The sequence below is a fragment of the Neisseria sp. genome (assembly GCF_030527965.1).
GTDB lineage: Bacteria > Pseudomonadota > Gammaproteobacteria > Burkholderiales > Neisseriaceae > Neisseria.
Window position 1 is genome coordinate 1 of sequence record NZ_JAUMZU010000016.1, and the last position, 24,100, is coordinate 24,100.

Consider the following 24,100-nt stretch of genomic DNA (forward strand, 5'->3'; position numbering starts at 1 on the left):
CACATAAACCACCACAAAATAATCAATCCCTTTGTTTAACAACAGCATTTTGTTTCTCAGAAATCAAATTTTTCACATACTACCTTTCTCTTCAAATTTGTCTTTATCAAAGAATTAAGAAATTGATTTTTTCGCTTACAAGCCGTTTTATTGGTATGATGCGCTGAAATTTTATTTCCATTTAATTTTATAGGCGTAAAAATGTCTGTTTATACTAGTGTTTCCGATGATGAGATGCGCGACTTGCTGGCACTTTATGATTTAGGCGATTTTATTTCTTTACAGGGAATCGCCCAAGGTGTGACGAACAGTAATTATTTTGTAACCACTTCGACAGGCCGTTTTGTTTTAACGGTTTTTGAAGTATTGAAACCGGATGAGTTGCCTTTTTTCTTACTATTGAAACAGCATTTGAGCAACCTAGGGGTTGCCTGCCCGACACCGCTTCGACGTAAAGACGGTCGATTTGACTCGGTTGTTGCGGGAAAGCCTGCCTGTATTGTTAGCTGCTTAAACGGAGGGGATACAAGCTGGCCAACGGAAAAACAATGTTACAACACGGGTGCGATGTTGGCTCAGATGCATCTGGCCGGCCAGTCTTTTCCTATGCACATGGAAAACCCGCGCTACGCTTCATGGTGGAAGACATCTGCCAAACAATTGCTACCTGTATTAGATGCACACGATGCGGAATTATTGCAATCTGAAATCGCGTATCTTGATGCTTGCCCAAACGACCATTTGCCACGCGGGATTATCCATGCGGATTTATTTAAAGACAATGTATTATTAAATGGCGATGAAGTGGCAGGGTTTATTGATTTTTACTATGCCTGCGACGGTAATTTCATGTATGACTTGGCTATTGCGATTAACGATTGGGCTCGAACTGCAGACAATGTTATCGATAAGAAATTGAAATCTGCTTTTTTAAACGGGTATGAAAGCATCCGGACGATTACTAACGAAGAGCGTGCTTATTTTCCGACTGCCCAACGGGCAGGTTGTGTTCGTTTTTGGGTGTCCCGTTTATTGGATTTCCACTTTCCTCATGAAGGAGAAATGACTTTCATTAAGGATCCGAATGTTTTCCGTAACCTTTTATTATCGATACATTGAATAATAAATAGGCCTGCCTGAACATTTTTCAGACAGGCCTATTTAATAGAAAAGGCTGAACTAATGTGCCGCACCGCCACCTGAAGCAAAAGGCGGTTTAGCCAGCCAAACTATGACGATTAGCCCTAAAAATAGTAAAGCCCCAGCCCAAAATATTTCATTCGAGCTAATGATAAAACTTTGTTGGGAGATGGAGCGGGTCAAGCTGGCATAGGCTTGCTCTTGCGTCATACCAGCTTTCATCATATTGCTTATTGCCGCCTGGCTCGCATCAGAATAAGGATTCACATATTCGGTTAAACGGGTGTGATGTAGTGCTTCGCGCCGTTCCCATAACGTAGTTGAAATCGACGTACCAACACCGCCTGCCAGAACACGCAAAAAATTTGACAAGCTGCTGGCAGAAGCCACCATATAACCTTGCATTCGCGACAATGTAATGGTGGTTAACGGCATGAAAAACATGGCCACACCAAGCCCTTGCCAAAACTGCGGCCATAATGCGTTTTGAAAATCCATACCGGCATAAAAATCGGTCCGCCACATGAAGCAACTAGCAAAAACGATAAAGCTGATGGTAACCAGAATCCTCATATCAAGCCGCCCTCCGAATCTACCGATAACGGGAGACAACAATACCGGCAAAATACCAACGGGCGCCGCCGCCAGCCCAGCCCAAGTTGCGGTGTAGCCCATTTGAGTTTGCAGCACCATGGTCAGCAATACCAAAGTGCCCATATACACCATAAAACCGAGCGAAGTGGTAATTACCCCTACTGTAAAGTTTCTGTCTTTAAACAGAGTCAAATCAACGACCGGATTTCGTTCTCCCAACTCCCATACGACGAAATAAGACAGACACACCACAGCTACTATCGCTAAAACAATAATCTCAGAGGACGCAAACCAATCTAATTCCTTCCCCCGATCCAACATCATTTGCAACGCACCGACGCCAAAAACCAAAAGCACCAATCCGATTTTGTCGATTGGTTGCCGTCTGATTTCTGTTTCACGGTCTTTTAGAATGCGCCAAGAAATGAACACGGCGGCGATACCGATAGGAATATTGATAAAGAAAATCCAACCCCAATGCCAGTTATCCGAAATCCAGCCGCCTAAAATAGGGCCGAAAATCGGCGCCACCACCACCATAATACTCCACAACGCCAATGCCTGCGTACGCTTTGTAGGCTGGTAACAGGCCATAAGCAAGCTTTGTGACAAAGGAATCATCGGCCCTGCCAGCAAGCCCTGCAATATGCGGAAAAAGATAAGCATTTCCAAGCTATGCGACATTCCGCACAGCCACGACGTAACGACAAAACCAACCACCGCCCCAACAAACACCCTTACTTCGCCGAAGCGCCTCGCTGCAAATCCCGTCAAAGGCACGGAAATCGCGTTAGCCACTGCAAACGAAGTAATCACCCACGTTCCTTGCGTTGTAGCCGCACCCAAATCACCGGCGATAACCGGCACCGCGACATTGGCAATCGTAGAATCCAATACTTCCATAAAAACGGCCAGCGACAGGGAAAGCGTGATTAAAACCAGCTTAAGGCCTTGCAAAGGGGGATAATTCATAAGAATAACAGCCTGAATGTTTTCAGACAGGCATTAATTAGGTTTACCCTCATGCCTGTCTGAAAATTTATTTTGAATACTTTTCGAACACCTGATTGATCAATGTTTGCACCGGAGCCCAATCAACCGCATCACTTTCCGGCTCCTCTTGACTCTTACGTGCTGCCGTTGCCATCAGCGGCCCGCTGCTGTCGATGGTGCTGACTTGAACATTCATTGACAAACCCACACGCAAAGGATTGTTCGCCAACTCTTTAGGCAACAAGCTGATACGCACCGGCACACGTTGCACGACTTTAATCCAGTTGCCGGTGGCATTTTGCGCAGGCAATAAAGAAAACGCACTGCCGGTACCGGCAGAAAGACCCATCACTTTGCCATGATAAACCACTTTTTTACCATACACGTCTGAAGTCATGGTTACCGGCTGCCCGATGCGCATCTTGCTCAATTGCACTTCCTTGAAGTTGGCATCCACCCACAAATCATTAACCGGCACCACCGCCATCAAAGGCGTACCCGCCGCAACCAACTGGCCTACCTGCACATTGCGCTTAGCCACCTGACCATCAACCGGCGCCCGAATTTGAGTGCGCTGCAAATTCAACCAAGCGTCTTTAATGTGGCTAACAGCCGTTTGCACCGCCGGTTGTTGCCGCAGCGGAATATTCTTACCCAAAGCCGCCTGAGCCGATTCACGCTCTGCCTCCACCGCCTTCAAAGCCGCCCGAGCCTGAACCACCGCAGCCCTTGCGTGACTTAATTCTTCACCTGACACAGCATCGGTTCCGGCCAATGATTCGCGACGACGCAAATCAACTTGTGCTTTAGCCAAATCAGCTTTACGAGCCAAGACTTCCGCTTTACTCTGAGTGCTTACCGCCGTTTGCTGTTTATTCTGGCGAATGGCTTGGATTAACTCGTTTTGAGCCCGTTCGTAAGCAAGCTGGTAATCGCTATCGTCAAGCGTGACCAAAACATGCCCTTTTTTCACGATTTCCGTATCATCCACCGTAACTTTGCGTACCGTTCCGGCCACTTGGGGCGTAATCTGCACCGAATACCCCGCCACATAAGCATCATCGGTAGATTGCTCATGTTGCCAAACCAGAAAATACATCACGGCAAACCCTAAAGCCACCACAATAAACAACAAAGTCAACAGGGTCAGGTTACGCTTGCGACGACTGGGCATCTTTCTAATTTGCTTTGCTTTCTCTATCGGTAAGGCTTCGTTTTCTGCATTACTCATTGGTATTACCCGTTATATTCATTTTATCTGTTAACCGAGCAGATTTTCAGACAGGCTATAGAATGCCTGTCTGAAAACGCCGAATCATCGTACTATTCTTCAAAACCACCGCCAAGCTGCGCATGCAGATTGCTCCACGCAACCAATACCTGCATCTGTTTATCGGAAAGCGCCGATTGCTGGGCCAACACGCCATCCTGCTTCTGATAATAAGCCATTTTGTTTTCCAAACCGGCTGTTACCCGCCTTAATGCGCTGGCCGAAATCTTACGGCCGATTTCTGCAACCTGTTGCGCCATAGCATATTGCGTTTTCAAACTTTGATAATCACTAATCGCATCAGCTGCCATTCTCATCGCGTCCAACACCGTTTGGTCATACACCGCCACCTGCTCGTCAAATTCGGCACGCCGCTTCGCCAGCTGCGAACGCAACGCCCCCCCAGTAAAAATAGGCAGATTAACCGAAGGCAGCGCACCCAGCATACCAGAATTACTGCGCACCAGATTGAACGCATCAATATGCGACAAGCCGGCCAAGAACTTCAACTCGACATTCGGATAAAAATCAGCTTTAGCCGCCCGAATATTCTGACTGCGCATATTCAGCAATTCCCGCTGGGCCGCAATATCAGGACGCTTACCCAATAAGTCAGCCTTCAAACCATCAACCCGAACATTCGGCACCTCCGGCATAAGCAAAGGCTTTTTACCATCCAGAGCATTCGGCATTTGACCAATCAACACCGCCAAACCGTGCCGTACACGCTCCGCTTCCTGATCCAACTTCTGTTTCGCCAACATCAATTGCTGGCCGGCTTGTTGCTGCGCATAAACAGCAGAAGGCGCCAGAATCTGGGCTCGGATGCGGTCTTGCAATAATTTCTCGATTTGTTTTGAATTATCAATACGCTGGTTCAGAATATCTTGTTGCGAACACATATTCTGCCAAGCAAAATATTGAGCCACCACCGCATTGGCCAATAAAATTTCCGTTTGCCTTGCTTCATAATGAACAGCGTTCTGCCGCCCCAACGCCGCCTCTATCTGTGCTTTGTTTTTACCCCAAAAATCAAACGACCACTTCGCCTGCACTGCAGCCTGAGCCAACAATAAGCTACGGTCAGACTGAGCAAAACTGGACGGAGGCCGCTTGGAAAGCAAAGTACCGACGCCATTTGCACCGATACCCACTTGTGCTTTATCCGCAGCATCCAATATGCCCAATTCCGCCTGAATCTGATCAAAACGCGCCTGTGCGTTGCGCAATGAAGGAGCATTTTTCAAAGCCAGCTCAACATACCGATTCAACTGCGCATCTTTCAGAGCCAACCACCAGTTTTCACGGGCGGCAAAAGTCTGCCCCTCAGGAAGCGGATGCACGGAAGGGCTGGCCAACGGCACCTCTGCAAGCGGTTTGGCGCAACCGGCCAGCAAACATAAGACGATTATCCCCAAACTGGATTTTATATTGCTTACTTTCATCTCAAACCTATAAGAAAAGCTGCTGCTACGATACTATCATAACAACAGCCTTTCATCCAAAATACTGCCGGATGCAAATTATACACCCAAACTGGTCAGAACTTTGCCTAATAATAACTGCAATTGATCAAATTCTTCATTACTGAAGTCTTTCCATAAAGGGGCATAACCTTTATTCATATAAGGTTGTACTTCTTTAATGAAATCTTCGCCCGCTTTAGTTAGTTTCAATACAATCTGACGGCGGTCTTTTTCATTCATACTCCGCTCAATCCAGCCGCGTCCGACCATTTCATCAGATAGGCGCGTCGCACTCGTCCGAGTCAAATCCATCAGATCACTCAGCCTTGAAGGTAAAATTTCATGATTAGGACTGATGTATACGGATAAAATAGCAAACCATAGGTTTTCATTAATGCCGTATTCTTTCAACAGTTCGTTTTGGCGGCTGCTCAAACGATCCGATGTAATGCGCAGCAGACGCATGATATGCGCTTCACGCTCGGAAAAATCAGGCAATTGCTCGGATAATTTCTTTAAGGCTTTAACCAGCCCGGTTTGGGAAAAACTCATGATAATGCTCTCGTCTTGTATCGGTATGAAATAATATGCTAAGCGTGTTTATATTTTGAATTTCACGCCTGACTTTATTGATGTAGCGATACTAACTACTGTATATTATTTTTGCCAATAATCACGACATACGGCCTTAGTTTTCTATCAAACGGTTTACTTTTTTTTAACAAAACCTTTAATCTTATTTATATATCCGCTTATCGAAAACCACCTGACTTACTCATTCTGATTATCCTGTTTCAAACAAACCTGCCGGCTCGGTTTGGTAAAAATAATTCCTTGCAAAATCTATTGGTTAATCTAAAATACAGCCCTTCCCTGTGGTTCGCAAACTCCCACATTAAAAAACTAAGGAATCAAAAATGACCCGACAAATCGACGAATTGGGCGGCATTACCTTACTAGGCAGCCAGAAAACCCAATACCCCAACGGCTACACGCCTGCCATTTTGGAAGTATTCAACAATAAACATCCGGAAAATGATTATTTCGTTAAATTCACCTGTCCTGAATTTACCAGCCTCTGCCCCATAACCGGCCAACCCGATTTTGCCACTATCCATATCCGTTATATTCCCGATGTCAAAATGGTGGAAAGCAAATCGCTAAAACTCTATCTTTTTGGTTTCCGCAATCACGGCGACTTTCATGAAGACTGTATCAACATCATCATGAAAGACCTGATTGCCTTAATGCAGCCTAAATATATCGAAGTTTTCGGCGAATTCACGCCGCGCGGCGGCATAGCCATTCATCCGTTTGCCAATTATGGCAAGCCCGGTTCACGGTTCGAAGAGCTGGCACAAACCCGCTTATTCAACCACGACATGCAATAACCGAAGGAAAAATATGTATGAATTTTCTCTTGCGCAACAGCGCAAGGCATTGCAATGGCTGGCTCTTTTTCACATCGGCATCATTGCCATCAGTAATTATCTGGTGCAATTTCCATTTACTATTACCTTACCAAACGGCTATGAAATTCACTCTACTTGGGGCGCCCTAACTTTCCCTTTCATTTTTCTGACCACCGATCTGACAGTACGGATTTTCGGCCAGCGCTTGGCTCGCCGCATTATTTTCTGGGTAATGCTTCCCGCATTATTGTTGTCGTATGTCGTTTCGGTTGTTTTTCAAAATGGCACTTGGACCGGCTGGCAGGCCTTATTGTTATTCAATTTATTCGTCTTTCGTATTGCTTTAGCCAGCTTCTCGGCCTATGCCGTCGGCCAACTGCTGGATATTTTCGTATTCAACAAACTGCGCCGTTTAAAAGCTTGGTGGTGCGCACCGACCGCTTCCATGTTTGCAGGCAATGCGATTGATACGCTGCTGTTTTTTGCTGTTGCCTTTTATGCCAGCGACGACCCCTTTATGGCCGCCAATTGGCCGCAAATCGCCTTTGTCGATTATCTGTTCAAACTGGTGATTTGCATCCTGCTCTTCTTACCCGCATACGGTTTCATCTTGAACCTATTGGTTAAGAAACTAACCACACTACACCCGTCGCCAGCGTCAAACCCAACCGTTTTCCGTGAAAAATGAATCGGCATAAACGATTACACTCAAAAAGCACAATGCCTATCTGAAAATAATTTCAGACAGGCATTGTCAAGAAAAAACCTGTTTGAACTCAAACAGGTTTTGCTTTTATAGAAATCGTAGTGTTTTACTCGTCAGCACCGGTATAAGGGCGAACGCTTACGGTTCTGCGGTTTAATCGGCCTTTAACGGCGAATTCTACATAACCATCTACTTTTGCAAACAGAGTGTGGTCTTTACCCATACCCACATTGTTGCCTGCATGAAATTTGGTGCCGCGTTGGCGCACAATAATGGAACCTGCGGGAATCAACTCGTTACCGTAGGCTTTAACGCCCAAGCGTTTGGCTTCTGAATCGCGACCGTTTTTAGAGCTACCGCCAGCTTTTTTAGTTGCCATGTGTGTTTACTCCTTAAAGATTAAAAATTAAGCAATGGCCACAATTTCAATTTGAGTGAAATTCTGACGGTGGCCTTGGCGTTTTTGGTAGTGTTTGCGGCGACGCATTTTGAAAATGCGGATTTTTTCGCCACGACCGTGTGCAACCACTTTAGCCGTTACTTTTGCGCCTTCAATAAAAGGAGCGCCTACTTTTACAGATTCGCCGTCAGCAATCATCAAAACTTCGGTCAGTTCGATTTGGCTGTCGAGTTCGGCTGGTATCTGTTCTACTTTCAATTTTTCGCCAACGGAAACTTTATATTGTTTGCCGCCGGTTTTTACGACCGCGTACATACTCAACTCCATGAGATTTTAAATGAAAAATACTGCGCTAAAACACAGAACCAGAAATTTTATTCTTATTGACAGATTTTGTCAAAGATTTATTTGAAATCCGCAAGATAAGCCTCTTTAATGCAATCGGGGAAGGTTGCTGATATAATTGCGCGCTGTATTTGAATACTGCCGAAACCCTGTGCTGCGGGGTCAATGCCGAAACCGAAAACTCATCATGCTCGAAAACCTGCCTTATTTCCAAAAAAATCTTGAGTCCGACTTAAGCCGCGTCAACGTTGTTATCAACCGGGCGGTACAGTCGGAAGTGGCGCTGATTTCACAAATCGGCACCTACATTATCAGCGCCGGAGGCAAGCGCCTGCGTCCGATTATTACCATTTTGGCAGGGAAATGCTTGGGCTACGACCATGATAAGCTCTATTCACTCGCAGCCATGGTGGAATTTATCCATACTTCCACTTTGCTTCATGACGATGTGGTAGACGAAAGCGAATTGCGCCGCGGCCGAAAAACCGCCAATAATCTTTTCGGCAATGCCGCTGCTGTATTGGTAGGCGACTTTCTGTATACAAGAGCCTTTCAGCTGATGGTCGGCTCCGGCAGCATGAAAATATTGGAAGTGATGGCAGACGCAACCAATATCATCGCGGAAGGCGAAGTCATGCAATTGATGAATATCGGCAACACCGATATTACCGAAGCAGAATATGTTCAGGTCATCCAATATAAAACCGCCAAATTATTCGAAGCCGCCGCTCAAGTAGGCGCGATTCTGGCCGGTGCATCTGCCGAACAGGAGCAAGCACTGAAAGATTATGGCATGTATATCGGTACTGCTTTTCAAATTGTCGACGACATTCTGGATTATTCGGGTGACACGGCTGAGATTGGCAAAAATGTGGGCGACGATCTGGCTGAAGGCAAACCAACGTTGCCGCTCATCTACCTGATGCGGCAAGGCAGCGCGGAAGCAGCGGCAGACATACGCAACGCACTGCAACACGCAGACCGCAGTTATTTTGAAAAAATTCATGATTACGTTGTTCATTCCGATGCATTGGCTTATTGTGCCGAGCAGGCTCGCATTGCGGTCAACCAAGCCACTGCCTGCCTTGACCAATTGGCTGACAACGAAGTAACTCGAGCCATGCGTGCTTTAGCTGAAGAATCTCTGGCACGCATCTCTTAATACGCTTTCTCTCGCCGTAGTTCAACGGATAGAACGTATGCCTCCTAAGCGTAAAATACAGGTTCGATTCCTGTCGGCGAGGCCATTATGTACAAGGCTGTCTGAAAAAGTTCAGACAGCCTTTATTATCCATTCAAACAAAAGTAAGGAGAAACCAGCCTATGCAACACCTGTTAGCCCAATTGGTCGAACTGGAAACCGAGCTGCATCATCACAGCATTTTATGCCCGGTTGAGCGCCTGCACGCGCTGTTACACCCTCAATTTCACGAAATCGGCCAGTCCGGCAACCCTTACTCGCGGGAAACTGTTATCAATTATCTGTCAGGCTGCACCGAGGCACCGCCCACCCGTTCGTTTCACCATGCCTTGCAACCGCTCGGACCCCGACAAGCTCTACTAACCTACCTGTCCGCTCTCACTGATGCCACGGGCCAAACCGCCTACACTTGGCGCTCATCCATCTGGATAAACGATAACGAAAACTGGCAACTGCTTTATCATCAAGGCACGCCGGCCTCCGTTGCGTCTATCGAAACCCTGCGCACACAAGGAAAGCTAAGCGAATAAATGCTGATAAGCGCTGAAAACCAACACGGTTATAAAGTTTAACAACAAAATAAAATGCCTGTCTGAAAACAAAGCAAACACATTTTCAGACAGGCATTTCTTAAAACAACACTTCGCTGAAACTTACCCTTGACCGAAACGACTGTTTAAAGCTTCAGGCGAAAATAAATATTCTCCGTCGGCAGTAACCAACACCGGTACACCTACCGACTCCGTCCCCCTTCGCGAGGCATAAGCATCCGCCGTATCGCGCATTTGCAGAAAACGCTTCAGGTTGCTCATACTCTGCGTGATGTCGATTGCCTCATACTCCACGCCGACCTCTTGCAAAGCAACATCAAACGCCGGCGTATCCGGGCACAAACTGCTGAAAAAATAAAAATTCGTCATATTTTAATCCTCCCGATTAACCGGCTGAAACGGCAGATAAACATCGAAACGGACACTCTTGCCGGTATATTGATAAGCAGGCTGTTCTCCATTCAGAAACAGACCCAAACGCGGACGTTTCACCACCACCCGTTTCCGAGCGATTTCACGTGCCGTACACAGCAAGGCTGCCTCGTCATCAGCCAACCCAACCAAATCATGAAAATAAGCCATTTCTTTTTTCACGGCGGCAGACTTTTGCCGTTCCGGATACATTGGGTCCAAATACACTACATCCGGAGCGCCATATTCTCTAGCCGCAGCGGGCATCAGTTCAATTGCATTTCCGGCCTGCAAAAAAATGTTCGCCACAATATCGGCCGTTTCATCTTCTTTTGCCGCCCGCGCCAAACCGTCGGCCAACAAGCAAGCCACAACGGGATTACTTTCAAATACCCTCACTCGCAACCCCAGCGAGGCCAACACAAAAGCATCCCGCCCCAATCCGCCCGTAGCATCCCACACCACAGGCGAGGTCGTATGAGCAACAGCCCGCGCCAACAATTCGCCGCCACCTTTAGTTCGCCGATAATGAGCCACGCCCTCGGTAAAATCGACCCGTACCCGCCCTTTCTCACCAACCTTGCACAAAGCCAGCCCTTTCGCATCAGCCAACACATATTGTCCTTGTTGGGGCGGCTCTTTTTGTCGCGACAGGCCGAAAGACTCCGCACGCCGTACGAGCGACTCTTCTGCATCAGTTAAACAAATCAAAGGAATCATCCATTTTCCTTTTACCCTTATAGCAAAACATCATCGAATATTTTTCAGACAAGCTAAAGCAAATCAAGCAAGCCACAATGCCTGTCTGAAAAATATTGACGACCCAATTTAATTTATCCGCCACAATAAACGGCCATCCCGTTTCTGGCATGGCCGTCAGCATATCACCGTATTAACGCTTACTCGATAGACAAACGTTCCATCCGGTAACGCATCGAACGGAAACTGATGCCAAGCAATTTAGCCGCTTGCGTACGATTGAAACGCGTTTCCTGCAAAGCCTGCAAAATAATACTGCGCTCCACTTCATCCAGATAATCCTGAATCTGAGTCTGCCCCGTTACAAAAACAGGCGTATCGGGTCGGATTTCACGCGCATCGGAAGCTGCCTGAACAGCAGCAGGTTTCGTTTCCGAAACACCGTCTCCTCCTCCACCGGCAAACGACTTGAATACCGCTGCTTCTTCGCTGTCTTCCTCTGCCGGCAAATCGACGCGCGCCACACCGGTTGGTGCGTGTATCTGCAAATCATCCACCTGGATAATATTACCCACCGTCAACGCCACCGCACGCTCCAAAATATTTTCCAGCTCCCGGAAGTTACCGGGATAGCTGTAGCTCAACAGCGCATCCTGTGCTTTGGGGCTCAGTTTATAAGTTATCTCCCCAATACGGTGTTTGTTTAAAAGACGGAAAATCAGCGGCCCTAAATCTTCGCGCATCTCCCGTAGCGGCGGCATATGCAAAGTAACCACATTCAAACGGTAATATAAGTCTTGGCGGAAAGCACCGGTTTCCACCAACGCTTCCAGATTCTTATGTGTGGCGCATACGATACGCACGTCCACATGAGTTTCCTGCGCATCACCAATACGGCGCACCGCTTTTTCCTGTATTGCACGTAATAATTTTACCTGCATACCCAAAGGCAAATCTGCCACTTCGTCTAGAAAAAGCGTCCCGCCGTGAGCATGTTGGAAAAAACCCATGCGGTCGGAATCAGCGCCGGTAAAACTGCCTTTTTTATAACCGAAAAATTCACTTTCCATCAGATTTTCAGGAATCGCACCGCAGTTGACCGCGATAAACGGATGCTCCCTGCGCGCCGACAACTCATGAATGCTTCGCGCCGCTTGTTCTTTACCACTACCCGATTCGCCGGAAATATAAACCGGCACACCGCTACCCGACAGACGTCGGATTAAATGCCGTACTTCCACCATCTGCGGAGAAGTACCCAATAAGCGAGGCATGTCAGGATCACCGCTAACGTCTTGTTCCTGCATTTCACGCTCACGCTGCATTGCCCTCGATTCAGTGGTACTGAGCAAACGCTGGCGCAAAGATTTCATTCCCTGAGTGACTTCAGCCGGTTTACCTATCGCAGCCGAAGTCCCTTTCCTTGAGGAAGATGGCGTTCCGCTGGAAGAAGCCGCACGCGGAAACGGGCGGGAAGCCGGCGTTGCAGTCGCTGGCTTAGGTGGCGGGAGTGATGATGAAGAAGAAGGGGCTGGAGTCGGCGTTGCTTGGGAAATCGATACCGGTTCATTTACCTTGACCGCCGACTTCACCAAAGAACGCAATTGCGACAGCGTAATGGGTTTTTGCAAATAATCAAACGCCCCCGACTTCAACGCCTCAACTGCCTGATCCGCATTACCGAAAGCCGTAATCACCGCCACCGGGGTATCCAGCATCAACTCGTTAATGTATTGCACCACTTCCAAGCCGGAACCGTCGGGCATACGCATATCAGTGAGAACTAAAGAATAATCTTTGCTGCTCAATTTTGATTTGGCATCAGGCACACCCACAGCAGTATCGACAGACAAACCCATTTTCATCAGGGTCATTTCCATCAAATCTCGAATGTCCGCCTCGTCATCAACCACTAATACAGGTTTTTGCAGATTATGCTTCATCATTGCTCTCGTCCCTAGGTAAAATCAATTCGAAACCGTTCATTTCAGGATGATAATGCAGCTGCCCCAAGTTGGCATGCGCCAGCTCACGCGCCACATAAAGCCCCAAACCGGTACCGGTTTTTTCCGTAGTGAAAAACGGTTCGAACAAATGATTGCGCACTTCCGCCGATACGCCGGATCCATTGTCTGACACCACAATGGAAATATGCATTTTCCCACTCGGCCTGATCAGCACCACGATGGCTTGTTTATCTTTCCGGCTGTGCCGCCATGCGTTGTTACACAGATTCCACATAATCTGCTGCAAATGCATCGAGTCGGCTACGACGGACAAATTATTACCGTCCATATTCATACGCACGCAACCGATGGCATCCGGATTATTCAGCGTAAACTCCTGCTTGAATGCCAGCCAGAATTTCATCATATTGATGTTTTCACGGCTAATGTTGTCTTTTTTATTAAGCGAGGTAACGTCTTCCAGCATCTTATCGATTCGGCGGATATTACCGTCGATAATATCGTGTAATTTGGTATTCGCAGGATCTTGCATACTTTCCTGCAGCAAATCATTAGCGTGTCGGATAGCAGACATCGGATTGCGGATTTCATGCGCCAGATTGGCGGTAAGCTGACCTAAAGAAGCCAACTTAGTTGCCATAGCTTCCGCAGCAACTTCCCGTAAAGAACGGATAAACAGCATCAGCAATTCAGTTTTTTCGTTGCGCTGCACCAAAGGAACAGCTCGCACGCGCATGGAATGCTGGTGCAAATGAATGTCGGTTTCAAAGCTTTTTTCTGGCGCATGCTGCCATTGTCGGATTAAATCGCTGAAAATAATCTCATGACTGTCAATAGCCAAACTTGGAAAGTAAGTTTTCGCTTGAGCGTTAAACAACCAAATCCGCTGATCCACATCAAGCACCACCACCGCTTCCTGAACTCGGTTCAGAACCAACTTATTCAATCCGCTGACCCGATTGAATGCCTGCTTATGCTTATCAGCCGAATCGGTTGCCACTTTTATCCGATCAACCGACAAAGCAGTCAACCCTGCCACCAAATAGCTCGCACCGATTAAAAACAAACCGACGATAGACGACCGAACATCCATGCCATCCCATTGATTATCGAACAGATTGAGAATAACCTGATCACGCAGTAGCAAACAGAAGATAATCAACAGAGCCGCATAAGAAGCATAGAGAATGGGATAGCGCCCATGGCTCAACAAACAAGAAGTGGCGACAAACGGCAAAACCAATGCACCGAATCCCATACCGATACCGCCGGTCATATACACCAGCAGCATAATCATGGAAATATCGGCTACCGCACCGGCATTGGGCAACGATGTATTCTGACGCTGCCATTCCGGTTTAAGCAACGTCAGTATCACGATACCACCATAAATGGCTGCCCACGTGTAAAACTCCACCGGTTGGAACAGATTGCCAAGCTTGCCGTTTCCAACGTGGAAATAATCAGAAACCACTTGCAGCACCAGTAACGAAACAATGATCGTCACCCTTGCCAGATTAATCAAAACCGGCAAACGCCCCATCTGCTGCTCCCAATTCTTCCGGGAATATAGCTGCGCCTTTGCGTAACTCATATGTATTCTCTAAAATTTGATTGCGGCTAACCAACCGCTTTGTAAGTTTATTTTTATCCGGAATAACTTGTTTTTAAATATTATTCCCCGACGCTGACGATACTACCGGACACATCCAACAGCTTTCCTTTTCGTCCACGTTTATTTTCAATATCCTTCATGCGCAAGCGCTCCGTTTTTTCCCCACCTCGTTTGCCTTTGATACGCACTGTAACCTCAGGGCTACCAACCACCGCCGTAATAACGAGCGGAACGCCATCGGCCAGATTCATCAATTGCAAGCCGCGGCCTTTGGCCATTACTTTCAATTCACCCAACTCAAAAGCCAGCAATCGATTGTCTGCCGATGCCAAGACAACCTTACAATCGGGATTAATCAACGATACGGCAAAAACAGGAATCGGCGGCAATACGCACTCTCCCGACTCCACTGACATAACGACTTTACCCGCTTTAATCCGGCTAATCATATCGCCGAGTTTGGCAATGAAGCCATAACCGCCGCTATTGCTCAGCAGATAATGTTGTTCAGGCAGGCCTGTCAACATCGCCACAACTTTAGCGCCGGATTGCAACTCTATCAAAGAGCTGACTGGAACACCGTCTCCCCGTCCACCGGGAATTTCCGCCGCATCCAGTGTATAAGTACGTCCCTGCGAATCCAATACCACCACCGGCCAAACGGTTCGGCTCTCCAACACCTGCTTTAAGCTGTCGCCTTCTTTGAACACGGTCTGACTCAAATCCAGATTATGGCCGGCACGGCTGCGTATCCAGCCTTTTTCCGACAAAATCAATGTAATCGGCTCATCCGCCGTGGTTTGCTTGGCCGCGGCACGCTCGGCTTCTTTAACCAAGGTTCTACGGCTATCGCCGAATTGTTTCATATCGGAACGCATTTCCTGAATGATGAGCTTGCGTTTAGCGCCCTCATCTCCTAGCAAATGGTTCAGGTTATCCCGCTCCTCCTTCAGCCCTGCCAACTCTTGTTCCAGTTTGAAGCCTTCCAAACGAGCCAATTGGCGCAAGCGGATTTCCAGAATGTCTTCTGCTTGTATTTCAGACAGGCCGAAAGCAGCCATCAAGTCCGCTTTCGGTTCGTCGGATTCACGGATAACACGGATAACTTCATCGATATGCAAAAAGGCAATCATGCGTCCGTCAAGGATATGGATGCGCTTTTCCACTTGAACCAAGCGATATTGCAAACGGCGCGTTACCGTTGCTACTCGAAAATCCAACCATTCGCGCAAAATGGTTTTCAAGTCTTTCTGAGCCGGACGGTTATCCATTCCCATCATGACCAGATTGACCGGTACATTGCCTTCCAAGCCCGTACGTGCCATCAGTGTATTCATAAAACCGACCGGATCAATACGGCTCGATTTGGGTTCAAACACCAATCGAACCGGGTGTTCACCATCACTCTCGTCACGCACTTTATCCAACAAATCCAACATGAGCTTTTTGATATTAAGCTGTTCTTGGCTGAGTTGCTTTTTGCCCGACTTCGGTTTGGGATTGGTCTGCTCCTCGATTTCGGCCAAAATTTTCTGGGCGCCGGTATTGGGCGGCAATTCGGTTACAATCGCCCGCCATTGACCGCGTGCCAATTTTTCGATTTCATAACGCGCACGTACGCGCACGCTACCCTTACCGGTTTCATAGATATGCAGCAAATCACTTTTCGGCGTGATAATCTGCCCACCACCTGCAAAATCGGGACCTTGTATATATTCCATGAGTTCCGATGTCTGCATGGTAGGCTTTTTCAAGAGGGCTATCGCCGCTTCGGTTACTTCACTCAAATTATGTGGTGGAATTTCGGTAGCCATCCCCACTGCAATACCTGAAGCACCGTTAAGCAAAACAAATGGCAACCGCGCGGGCAATACGATGGGTTCATCGAACGCGCCGTCATAATTGAGTACAAAATCTACGGTACCCATATTGATTTCCGACAACAACAATTCGGCAATCGGCGTTAAACGCGCTTCGGTATAGCGCATCGCTGCTGCCCCGTCACCGTCACGCGAACCGAAATTGCCGACACCGTCGATTAAAGGGTAACGCAAGGTAAAATCCTGCGCCATGCGCACCATGGCATCGTAAGCCGAAGCATCGCCGTGCGGATGGTATTTACCAAGAATTTCCCCCACAACCCGGGCTGATTTGACAGGCTTAGCCCCGGAAGCCAATCCCATGTCTTTCATTGCATAAAGTATGCGCCGCTGGACCGGCTTCTGCCCGTCGCCCACATCCGGCAACGCACGCCCTTTAACCACGCTCATGGCATATTCGAGATATGCGCGTTCGGCATATTGGCCTAAGCGCAAATAGTCGTTACCGCTTATCACGGAGGCGTCTGGCAGATCATTCATACGGATAATTTATGTATTGGTTTCAAAGGCAAAATATTGTTTATTGTAATGCAATTTAGCTTATTTTGCCGAATTTAAACGGTAGCACGCTGTTTTTTGCAAGCTGGTTTGTTGGTTCCGTGCCTATTTTAAATAGTTATAATATAATTACCAATGATTTATATTAAGAATGTTACTGAAACTGCTTGTCATGAAAAATTACAACAAGCTACATTCCTATAACGAGTAATGTAGCAAAATGTGAACATATGATAACATCATATAAAGATATACAAAACAATCTATCGGCAAATTAAACCGTTTTATCGAATTTCTTATGCAGTCTGTTTCATATTTCCCCATACAACCACTGCCGGCAGGCAGCCTTGACATTATCGGCGACGTACACGGCGAATTCAGCGCCCTGCAAACCTTACTGGCTCACTTAGGCTACCGTGCCAACGGCAGCCATCCGGCAGGCCGGCGTTTGGTTTTTGTCGGTGACTTATGTGACCGAGGCCCCGACAGCCCGGCCACGTTGGCTTGGTTCAGACAGGCTTGTGAAGCCGGCGGTGCGCTCATGGTGCTTGGCAACCATGAATTAAACTTATTGGCGCAAGAGCCGAAAGACGGCTCCGGCTGGTTTTTCTCCGAACGCGAAACCAAAGACGGCCTGCTTTACGCACCGTGGCATCGCATGTCTGAAGAAGCCAAACCGGCATTAACGGATTGGCTGGCAACCATGCCTTTAGTATTACAGCGTGATGATTTACGCATCGTTCATGCGGCTTGGCTGCCGCAGGCCGTTGAGCAAGTTCAGACAGGCATGGCAACCGACGAAAGCTTAATTGATGCTTATCAGCGCTGGGACAACGAATTGAATCAATCCTTGCACAGCGCCGATTGGTATGCAGCCTATCTACGCGAACAAGCCGATTATGCAGGCTTGCTGGATAATCCGCAGCAAACACCACCGCCTATGCCAGCCACAGCTCAATTTGAATACCAGCGCAGCCGCTTGCATCCGGTACGCGCGCTGACCAGCGGAGTGGAAACGCTTGCCAAACAACCTTTTTACGCCGGTGCTCGCTGGCGGTTTACCGAGCGTGCGGCTTGGTGGGATAACTATACGGACGATATTCCGGTGGTTATTGGTCATTACTGGCGCCACTGGCAACCTCAGCCTTCAAGCCTGATGCCCGAGCCTGCCAACGCATGGTTCGGCGCGCGGCATAATGTGTTCTGCGTTGATTACTCTGTTGGTGCGCGCTGGCGCGACCGCCGTGCCGAACCACCGGTATCGCCGTCACAATCGCACTTCCGCCTCGCTGCATTGCGCTGGCCGGAAAAGGTTTTGATGTTTGACAACGGCGAAACCGTTGCAACCATTTAAACCGTTTAAAGTTTAAACCGTTTAAAGTGCAAAATGCCTGTCTGAATATTTTCAGACAGGCATTTTTTAAGCACCACCTTGCGTATCGTAAAGTTTCGCCGCTACTTATTCCACAACGATTTTCGGGAAACGGCCGCTGAAATCGCGCCCTTTGCCGGCAATGGCCAGCGCAACTTGCCAAGCAGCGTCGGTGTAGATTTTGGCAATTTCAGGATGATTTTCCTGCAACGCCAGCGCGCGGCCTTCGTCCATCGCTTCGCGCACCGGCAGCGCCAACGGCAACTGCCCCAGTAACGGCACGCTCAGCTTCTGCGCCAACATCTTGCCGCCGTCGCTGCCGAATACCGCTTCGCTATGGCCGCAGTTGCTGCATATGTGAACCGACATGTTTTCCAGCACGCCGAAAATCGGAATATTCACCTTCTGAAACATATCCACGGCCTTACGGGCGTCAATCAACGCAATATCCTGCGGTGTCGTTACCACAACCGAGCCGGTTACCGGGATTTTCTGCGACAAGGTCAGCTGCACGTCGCCCGTACCCGGTGGCAAATCGATAAAAAGATAATCCACATTATCCCATTCGCTTTGAAACAAAAGCTGCTGCAAAGCCTGCGACAGCATCGGCCCGCGCCATACGACTGCTTGATCCGTATCCACCAAAAAGCCAATCGACATCACCTGCACCCCACCGTCGGCCACCACCGGAATCAGCTTCTGATTGGCCTGATCCGGCTTGATGCCGGCTACACCGAGCATCGTCGGCTGGCTCGGGCCGTACAAATCCGCATCCAACACACCAACCCGCGCGCCCATCCTCGCCATGGCTACCGCCAGATTGGCAGCCGTCGTCGACTTGCCCACGCCGCCTTTACCCGAAGCAATCGCAATGATGTTTTTCACGCCTTTTATGGTGGCTACGCCCGGCTGAACCTTATGCGTGGCGATTTCCGTTTTAATCTGCAAATGCAAAGTCTGTGCCACACCCGCCTGCGACAAAGCCTGCCTGATGGCGGTCGCCAATTCGTTGCCGATATGCGCTGCCGGAAAATCGAATTTCAGAACCAAATGCAGGCCATCTTCCGCTTCTTCAATGCTTTCCAATGCCTTGCAGCCGCCCAGCGTCAATTCGCAATCGGGTATGGCAATCGGTTCCAGAATAGAATGCAATGTTTGATGATTCATTATTTTTCAACCTTATCTCAATGTGTGTACTATTATTGTGGTAGGATTGTACACCTGACCATAGCGGCTGACGAAGCAAATCATTCGATTAACCTCGCTTCTTTCAGACAGGCATCTATCTGCCTGCATCAATCAATAAAAGCCGCCCGGCTTACTCACAATAAAAAATCAAACCAATAAATACAAAAATTGTCTATTTCAGAGAGTCGACATCATGAAACCATTCATTTATCTCGCCATCAGCGGCGCTTTGTTTGCCGCCATGCCTGCCCTCGCCGCTTCCTGTCTCATCCACGATCCCGCCGGCCTGCCCATCAATGTACGCTCAAGCCCCGACGGCAGCGTGCTCGGCAATCTTAAAAACGGCACCCGCGTACAAAGCGACCTTTCACGCGTCGGCAGTTGGGTGTATATTTCTTGGGACAAACCCGCACTGAACAGCTCATACAGCGGTTGGATTTACCGATCGTTTTTACGCTGCGGATAATTTCTCGAAAGGAACCTATCATGCGAATGCTGCATACCATGCTGCGCGTTGGCAACCTTGAAAAATCGCTGGCCTTCTACCAAGAAGTATTAGGCATGACGCTTCTACGCAAAAGCGACTACCCCGACGGTCGCTTCACATTGGCATTTGTCGGCTATGGCGATGAAAAAGACCATACCGTGCTCGAGCTGACCCATAACTGGGATACCGAGCAATACGATTTGGGCAATGCTTACGGCCACATCGCCATCGAAGTGAGCGACGCTTATGCAGCCTGCGATGCCGTACGCGCCAAAGGCGGCAAAGTGGTGCGCGAAGCCGGCCCGATGAAACACGGCACCACCGTTATCGCTTTTGTGGAAGACCCCGACGGCTACAAAATCGAATTCATCCAAAAAGGCAGCGGCAACGACACCGTAAAATACAGTTGAATCGATTCATCGGCAAGCAACAAAAAACCTGTCTGAAAACATTCAGACAGGCTTTTTTTCAGACAGGCATTACCAATAGCCCAACATCTTCCACCAAATACCGCCGATCACCACAAACACAACGATATTAACAACGCTCATGATAAAACCTGCTTTCCACCATTCGCCCAAAGTCGTATAACCCGAGCCGAAAATCACCGGCGACGTTCCCGTTGCATAGTGCGTCAGCGTCATCATCAGGCTGGAAACAGCGGCCATTATCAGGGCAAACGCCATCGGCGGTGCATGCAATGCCAAACCTGCGCCGTAAAATGCGCCGAACATCGCAGTGATGTGAGCAGTAGTGCTGGCAAACATATAATGCGCATAAAGATAAGCCAGCATCAACAACGCGCAAGCGCCCATCCAACCCAAGCCCATCTGCGAAATCAAATTTTCCAGCGTGCCCGAAAACCAAGTAATCAGGCCGAGCTTATTCAGGAAGGTAGCCATCATCACCAAGGCCGAAAACCAAGTAATCGTATCCCACGCTCCTTTTTCCTTCAGAACGTCGTCCCAGCTCAGCACGCCGCTCAACAGCAGCAAAGTCAGCCCGATAAACGCAGTTGTCGTCGCATCCACCGCGGCAGCCGGGCCGAATATCATTTTCGGCACCCCCGCCCATAAAAACAGCAAAACGGCAAACACGCCCAGCATGATTTTTTCCGCTTTACTCATCGGCCCCAATTTCGCCAGTTCGTCTTTAGCAAACTGAGCCGCATTGGGCGTGTTTTTCACTTCGGGCGGAAAAAAGAAATACAAAACCAACGGCATCAAAATCATAGCCGCCAAGCCCGGCAGCAACATCGCTAAAGCCCAAGTACCCCAAGAAAGATGAATCTTAGCGCCCGTAGACGAAGCAATCAGATCAACCACCAAAGGATTAGGCGCGGTTGCCGTGATAAACATGGCCGAAGTAATCGGATTGCTGTGGTAATTCACCAAAGCCAGATACTTGCCCATACGGTTTTGCGTATTCTTTTCGGGGTCGGAATCATAGCTGGAAGCAATCGCCTTCATCACCGGGTGAATAATGCCGCCGCCACGCGCCGTATTGCTCGGCGTAACCGGCGCCAGCAGCAATTCGGAAAGCGCAAGGCTGTAACCTATGCCCAACGTTTTCTTGCCGAATATCGAAATAAACAAATAACCGATGCGCGCACCCAAACCTGTTTTCAGAATGCCGCGCGAAATCATAATCGCCACACCAATCAGCCAAATCAATGGGTTGCCAAAGCTGCTCAGCGCATCTTTCATCGCATCGGCGGGCTTGGGCGACGTAACGCCGGTCAGCGCCACCAGCATGATGGCAATCATCGCCAGCGCGCCGATGGGCATAGCCTTGCCGATAATCGCCGCAATCACGCCGACAAACATCGCCAGCAAATGCCACGCCTCAGGCGTAACACCGGCAGGCACGGGAATAACAAACCAAATCACCAAGGCAACAGCCAGCGCCACGGCGGTTGGAATCGGCTTAAAACCCAGCTTATCCATGATAACCATCCTCTATTTGTTAAGAAATTCATGAGTAATTTTAACGGCATTTTATTTCAAAGAGAATGATATGACACAAATAAAACAACCCTCTTCTCACCAAAGCCCTGTCTGAAAAATGCTTATGCCAAACGCAATACACACCAGCCCGTCCGTCCCGTCATAGAAAGCACCAAGCCTGTCTGAAAACAATCCGGTTTCAGACAGGCATTCTGTTTATTCGTTACAACCAAAACAATCAAACTATCCTTTCACAATAATTAAGCCCGCTTGCACACATTTTGTTTCACGCTCTTTTTACTCTACGAGAACATCAAAAAAGCCATTGCAGCCGATTATGAAAAAATATCACCATAGAAAACATCATAGATACCCAATAAAACCGCTCAAAACGGTATAATGCCTGTCTGAAAAACGAGAAAGCAGAATTACCTGCAAGCAATGCGTATTGACTGCGTGAATCCCTTCGTTTTTCAAATGCATAGATACAAGCACCAATTATCGTCTATGCCGGAAAACAAACCGCTGTTACTTAACTCAATACAGCATGTGGTTTGAAATCACAAACTTCAAATCATCCAATTCTCAACCTCAAATGAAAAGAGTAAAAAAATGAAGCTTACAGACAAACAAGTTCGCATCTTATCCATCGTTGCCACCGCCGCCGCCGTGGGCATGTATGTATCCTACATTCCACAGATACAAAACAATCTGAACGGCCAGCCCGGATCATGGTTGCAACCCTTAGTGGCCGCCATCAACTGCGTATTGTGGGTTGTTTACGCCCTATTTAAGAAAAACCGCGACATCCCCGTTGCCTTGGCCAACGCCCCCGGTATCTTTCTGGGCCTGATTACCTTCCTGACCAGTTTTTAAACCCAAACCATCCCGCCCGATAAGGGCGGGCGCATTATCATGAGAAGCATTGGCTCCCGGCAGCCAATATATCAATAGCCCAACCACCGAAAGGAGATGCCATGCGCGAATACCGTTTTGTTTTAGCCAACGTATTTGCCGAAAGCCATTTCGGTGGTAACCCACTCGCCATATTTCCCGAAGCGGCCGGCTTAAGCGACACCGAGATGCAACACATCGCCTGCCAATTCAACTTGAGCGAAACCGTATTCGCATTTCCTTCGGTCAATGCCGCGGCAAACCTGCGCATCTTCACACCCGCCACCGAACTGCCGTTTGCAGGCCATCCCGTTTTAGGGTGCGCATTCGTCTTGCAACAAGAGAAAAGCCTGTCTGAAAATTTCACGCTCAACACCCGCGCCAAACCTGTGCAACTGAGCAGCGCCAACAACACCATAACCCTACAGCTCAAAGGCTACAAAGCAAAACAAAGCAAAGCCAGCCACGCCGCCTTAGCTGCTGCCAGCGGCATCTCCGAAACGCAGATTGCCCCAACTGCCTACTGGCTTGATAGCGGCTCGCCGCAACTACTGCTGCAAGTTAATGACCACCAAGCACTGCAAAAGGCCAAGCCCGATTATTCCAATCTGCATTCTCTCTGCACAAACGACGGAGAAAAGACCGTGCTGTATTTATGGCATGAACAGGGCCACACCGTTCACGCCCGCATGTTTTACACCCAAAACGGCACCCTGCTGGAAGATAGCGGCACCGGTTCCGCCTGCGCCAACCTCGGCGCCTACATGATTGAACAAAACCGCTTCCCGATAACACTGGATATCCGGCAAGGCGAGCAAACCGGCCGTCTCAACCACTTGCACCTGCGTGTAGACGAAGCCAAACAGATTTATGTCGGCGGCCAAGTTATTGAAGTGGGCACAGGCGTGTTCAGGCTGCCGTGAAACAAAAAGCCTGTCTGAAAACACGACACCCCATTTTCAGACAGGCATCTTCCGCCAGCAGCAAGGCGGATACTTTAAAATTCGGTTATAGCAAAGCGACCAAATGCTAACCCGTTAAGCGAATCAAATTAATAGCAACACA

General features: G+C 48.4%; 23 protein-coding genes, 1 tRNA gene and 1 riboswitch. Of the genes, 11 read left to right on the forward strand and 13 right to left on the reverse strand.

Annotated elements, in window-relative coordinates:
• Positions 1 to 201: 201 nt before the first annotated feature.
• Positions 202 to 1,119, forward strand: a complete 918-nt coding sequence (thrB, locus tag Q4A84_RS08145) for a homoserine kinase (RefSeq protein ID WP_303088436.1) — start codon at positions 202 to 204, stop codon at positions 1,117 to 1,119.
• A gap of 60 nt (positions 1,120 to 1,179) precedes the next feature.
• Here thrB and Q4A84_RS08150 read toward each other — a convergent pair whose 3' ends face one another.
• The 4 genes from Q4A84_RS08150 to Q4A84_RS08165 form a co-directional block, all read right to left on the reverse strand.
• Complete coding sequence (locus Q4A84_RS08150) at positions 1,180 to 2,706, reverse strand: DHA2 family efflux MFS transporter permease subunit (protein WP_303088437.1); 1,527 nt, start codon at positions 2,704 to 2,706, stop codon at positions 1,180 to 1,182.
• Positions 2,707 to 2,773: 67 nt separating this feature from the next.
• Positions 2,774 to 3,901, reverse strand: a complete 1,128-nt coding sequence (locus tag Q4A84_RS08155; protein WP_303088496.1) for an HlyD family efflux transporter periplasmic adaptor subunit — start codon at positions 3,899 to 3,901, stop codon at positions 2,774 to 2,776.
• Between the two features lie 149 nt (positions 3,902 to 4,050).
• Positions 4,051 to 5,442, reverse strand: coding sequence for an efflux transporter outer membrane subunit (locus tag Q4A84_RS08160; protein ID WP_303088438.1), 1,392 nt, complete (start codon positions 5,440 to 5,442; stop codon positions 4,051 to 4,053).
• 78 nt (positions 5,443 to 5,520) lie between these two features.
• Complete coding sequence (locus Q4A84_RS08165) at positions 5,521 to 6,015, reverse strand: MarR family transcriptional regulator (RefSeq protein WP_303088439.1); 495 nt, start codon at positions 6,013 to 6,015, stop codon at positions 5,521 to 5,523.
• Positions 6,016 to 6,332: 317 nt separating this feature from the next.
• Positions 6,333 to 6,376, forward strand: a riboswitch (PreQ1 riboswitch).
• A gap of 4 nt (positions 6,377 to 6,380) precedes the next feature.
• Here Q4A84_RS08165 and queF point away from each other — a divergent pair.
• Positions 6,381 to 6,854, forward strand: coding sequence for a preQ(1) synthase (gene queF / locus Q4A84_RS08170; RefSeq protein WP_303088440.1), 474 nt, complete (start codon positions 6,381 to 6,383; stop codon positions 6,852 to 6,854).
• A 13-nt stretch (positions 6,855 to 6,867) separates the two neighbouring features.
• Positions 6,868 to 7,563 (forward strand): 7-cyano-7-deazaguanine/7-aminomethyl-7-deazaguanine transporter, encoded by a 696-nt coding sequence (locus Q4A84_RS08175; RefSeq protein ID WP_303088441.1) that lies wholly within the window; start codon positions 6,868 to 6,870, stop codon positions 7,561 to 7,563.
• A gap of 124 nt (positions 7,564 to 7,687) precedes the next feature.
• Here Q4A84_RS08175 and rpmA read toward each other — a convergent pair whose 3' ends face one another.
• Positions 7,688 to 7,960, reverse strand: coding sequence for a 50S ribosomal protein L27 (rpmA, locus tag Q4A84_RS08180; protein ID WP_303088442.1), 273 nt, complete (start codon positions 7,958 to 7,960; stop codon positions 7,688 to 7,690).
• A 27-nt stretch (positions 7,961 to 7,987) separates the two neighbouring features.
• Positions 7,988 to 8,296 carry a 50S ribosomal protein L21 gene (gene rplU / locus Q4A84_RS08185; RefSeq protein ID WP_107854342.1) on the reverse strand — a complete coding sequence of 103 codons (309 nt, stop codon included), beginning with the start codon at positions 8,294 to 8,296 and terminating at the stop codon, positions 7,988 to 7,990.
• Positions 8,297 to 8,513: 217 nt separating this feature from the next.
• Between rplU and Q4A84_RS08190 the strand changes: the two genes are divergently transcribed.
• The 3 genes from Q4A84_RS08190 to Q4A84_RS08200 all read left to right on the forward strand — a co-directional run bounded on the left by Q4A84_RS08190 (position 8,514) and on the right by Q4A84_RS08200 (position 10,057).
• On the forward strand, positions 8,514 to 9,488 hold the full coding sequence (locus tag Q4A84_RS08190) for a polyprenyl synthetase family protein (protein WP_303088443.1): 975 nt from the start codon (positions 8,514 to 8,516) through the stop codon (positions 9,486 to 9,488).
• Positions 9,489 to 9,498: 10 nt separating this feature from the next.
• Positions 9,499 to 9,573 (forward strand) — tRNA-Arg (locus Q4A84_RS08195).
• A gap of 76 nt (positions 9,574 to 9,649) precedes the next feature.
• Complete coding sequence (locus Q4A84_RS08200; protein ID WP_303088444.1) at positions 9,650 to 10,057, forward strand: DUF4440 domain-containing protein; 408 nt, start codon at positions 9,650 to 9,652, stop codon at positions 10,055 to 10,057.
• Positions 10,058 to 10,180: 123 nt separating this feature from the next.
• Here Q4A84_RS08200 and Q4A84_RS08205 read toward each other — a convergent pair whose 3' ends face one another.
• From Q4A84_RS08205 to parC, 5 genes are all read right to left on the reverse strand, one after another.
• On the reverse strand, positions 10,181 to 10,447 hold the full coding sequence (locus Q4A84_RS08205) for a glutaredoxin (RefSeq protein ID WP_303088445.1): 267 nt from the start codon (positions 10,445 to 10,447) through the stop codon (positions 10,181 to 10,183).
• 3 nt (positions 10,448 to 10,450) lie between these two features.
• A complete protein-coding gene (locus Q4A84_RS08210) occupies positions 10,451 to 11,206 on the reverse strand; it encodes a class I SAM-dependent methyltransferase (RefSeq protein WP_303088497.1) in 756 nt (251 codons plus the stop codon).
• Positions 11,207 to 11,388: 182 nt separating this feature from the next.
• Positions 11,389 to 13,134, reverse strand: coding sequence for a sigma-54 dependent transcriptional regulator (locus Q4A84_RS08215; protein WP_303088446.1), 1,746 nt, complete (start codon positions 13,132 to 13,134; stop codon positions 11,389 to 11,391).
• The gene (locus Q4A84_RS08220) at positions 13,121 to 14,749 is read right to left on the reverse strand and encodes a nitrogen regulation protein NR(II) (protein WP_303088447.1); all 1,629 of its coding nucleotides are present in this window, start codon (positions 14,747 to 14,749) and stop codon (positions 13,121 to 13,123) included. The genes Q4A84_RS08215 and Q4A84_RS08220 overlap by 14 nt, the downstream gene beginning before the upstream one ends.
• 80 nt (positions 14,750 to 14,829) lie before the next feature.
• Complete coding sequence (parC, locus tag Q4A84_RS08225) at positions 14,830 to 17,130, reverse strand: DNA topoisomerase IV subunit A (protein WP_303088448.1); 2,301 nt, start codon at positions 17,128 to 17,130, stop codon at positions 14,830 to 14,832.
• Positions 17,131 to 17,446: 316 nt separating this feature from the next.
• Between parC and Q4A84_RS08230 the strand changes: the two genes are divergently transcribed.
• A complete protein-coding gene (locus tag Q4A84_RS08230; RefSeq protein ID WP_303088449.1) occupies positions 17,447 to 18,502 on the forward strand; it encodes a metallophosphoesterase in 1,056 nt (351 codons plus the stop codon).
• Between the two features lie 105 nt (positions 18,503 to 18,607).
• Here Q4A84_RS08230 and apbC read toward each other — a convergent pair whose 3' ends face one another.
• Positions 18,608 to 19,687: an iron-sulfur cluster carrier protein ApbC gene (apbC, locus tag Q4A84_RS08235; protein WP_303088450.1), complete on the reverse strand. Its 1,080-nt coding sequence runs from the start codon at positions 19,685 to 19,687 to the stop codon at positions 18,608 to 18,610.
• 214 nt (positions 19,688 to 19,901) lie between these two features.
• On the opposite strand from apbC, the gene Q4A84_RS08240 reads away from it, so the two are divergent.
• Positions 19,902 to 20,174, forward strand: a complete 273-nt coding sequence (locus Q4A84_RS08240; RefSeq protein WP_303088451.1) for an SH3 domain-containing protein — start codon at positions 19,902 to 19,904, stop codon at positions 20,172 to 20,174.
• A gap of 20 nt (positions 20,175 to 20,194) precedes the next feature.
• Positions 20,195 to 20,605: a lactoylglutathione lyase gene (gene gloA / locus Q4A84_RS08245; RefSeq protein ID WP_303088452.1), complete on the forward strand. Its 411-nt coding sequence runs from the start codon at positions 20,195 to 20,197 to the stop codon at positions 20,603 to 20,605.
• Positions 20,606 to 20,674: 69 nt separating this feature from the next.
• Here gloA and Q4A84_RS08250 read toward each other — a convergent pair whose 3' ends face one another.
• A complete protein-coding gene (locus Q4A84_RS08250; RefSeq protein WP_303088453.1) occupies positions 20,675 to 22,141 on the reverse strand; it encodes a DASS family sodium-coupled anion symporter in 1,467 nt (488 codons plus the stop codon).
• 612 nt (positions 22,142 to 22,753) lie between these two features.
• Here Q4A84_RS08250 and Q4A84_RS08255 point away from each other — a divergent pair.
• Both Q4A84_RS08255 and Q4A84_RS08260 read left to right on the forward strand, forming a co-directional pair.
• The gene (locus tag Q4A84_RS08255; RefSeq protein WP_303088454.1) at positions 22,754 to 23,017 is read left to right on the forward strand and encodes a SemiSWEET family transporter; all 264 of its coding nucleotides are present in this window, start codon (positions 22,754 to 22,756) and stop codon (positions 23,015 to 23,017) included.
• Positions 23,018 to 23,118: 101 nt separating this feature from the next.
• Positions 23,119 to 23,958 carry a PhzF family phenazine biosynthesis protein gene (locus Q4A84_RS08260; RefSeq protein ID WP_303088455.1) on the forward strand — a complete coding sequence of 280 codons (840 nt, stop codon included), beginning with the start codon at positions 23,119 to 23,121 and terminating at the stop codon, positions 23,956 to 23,958.
• The last annotated feature ends 142 nt before the right edge of the window (positions 23,959 to 24,100 follow it).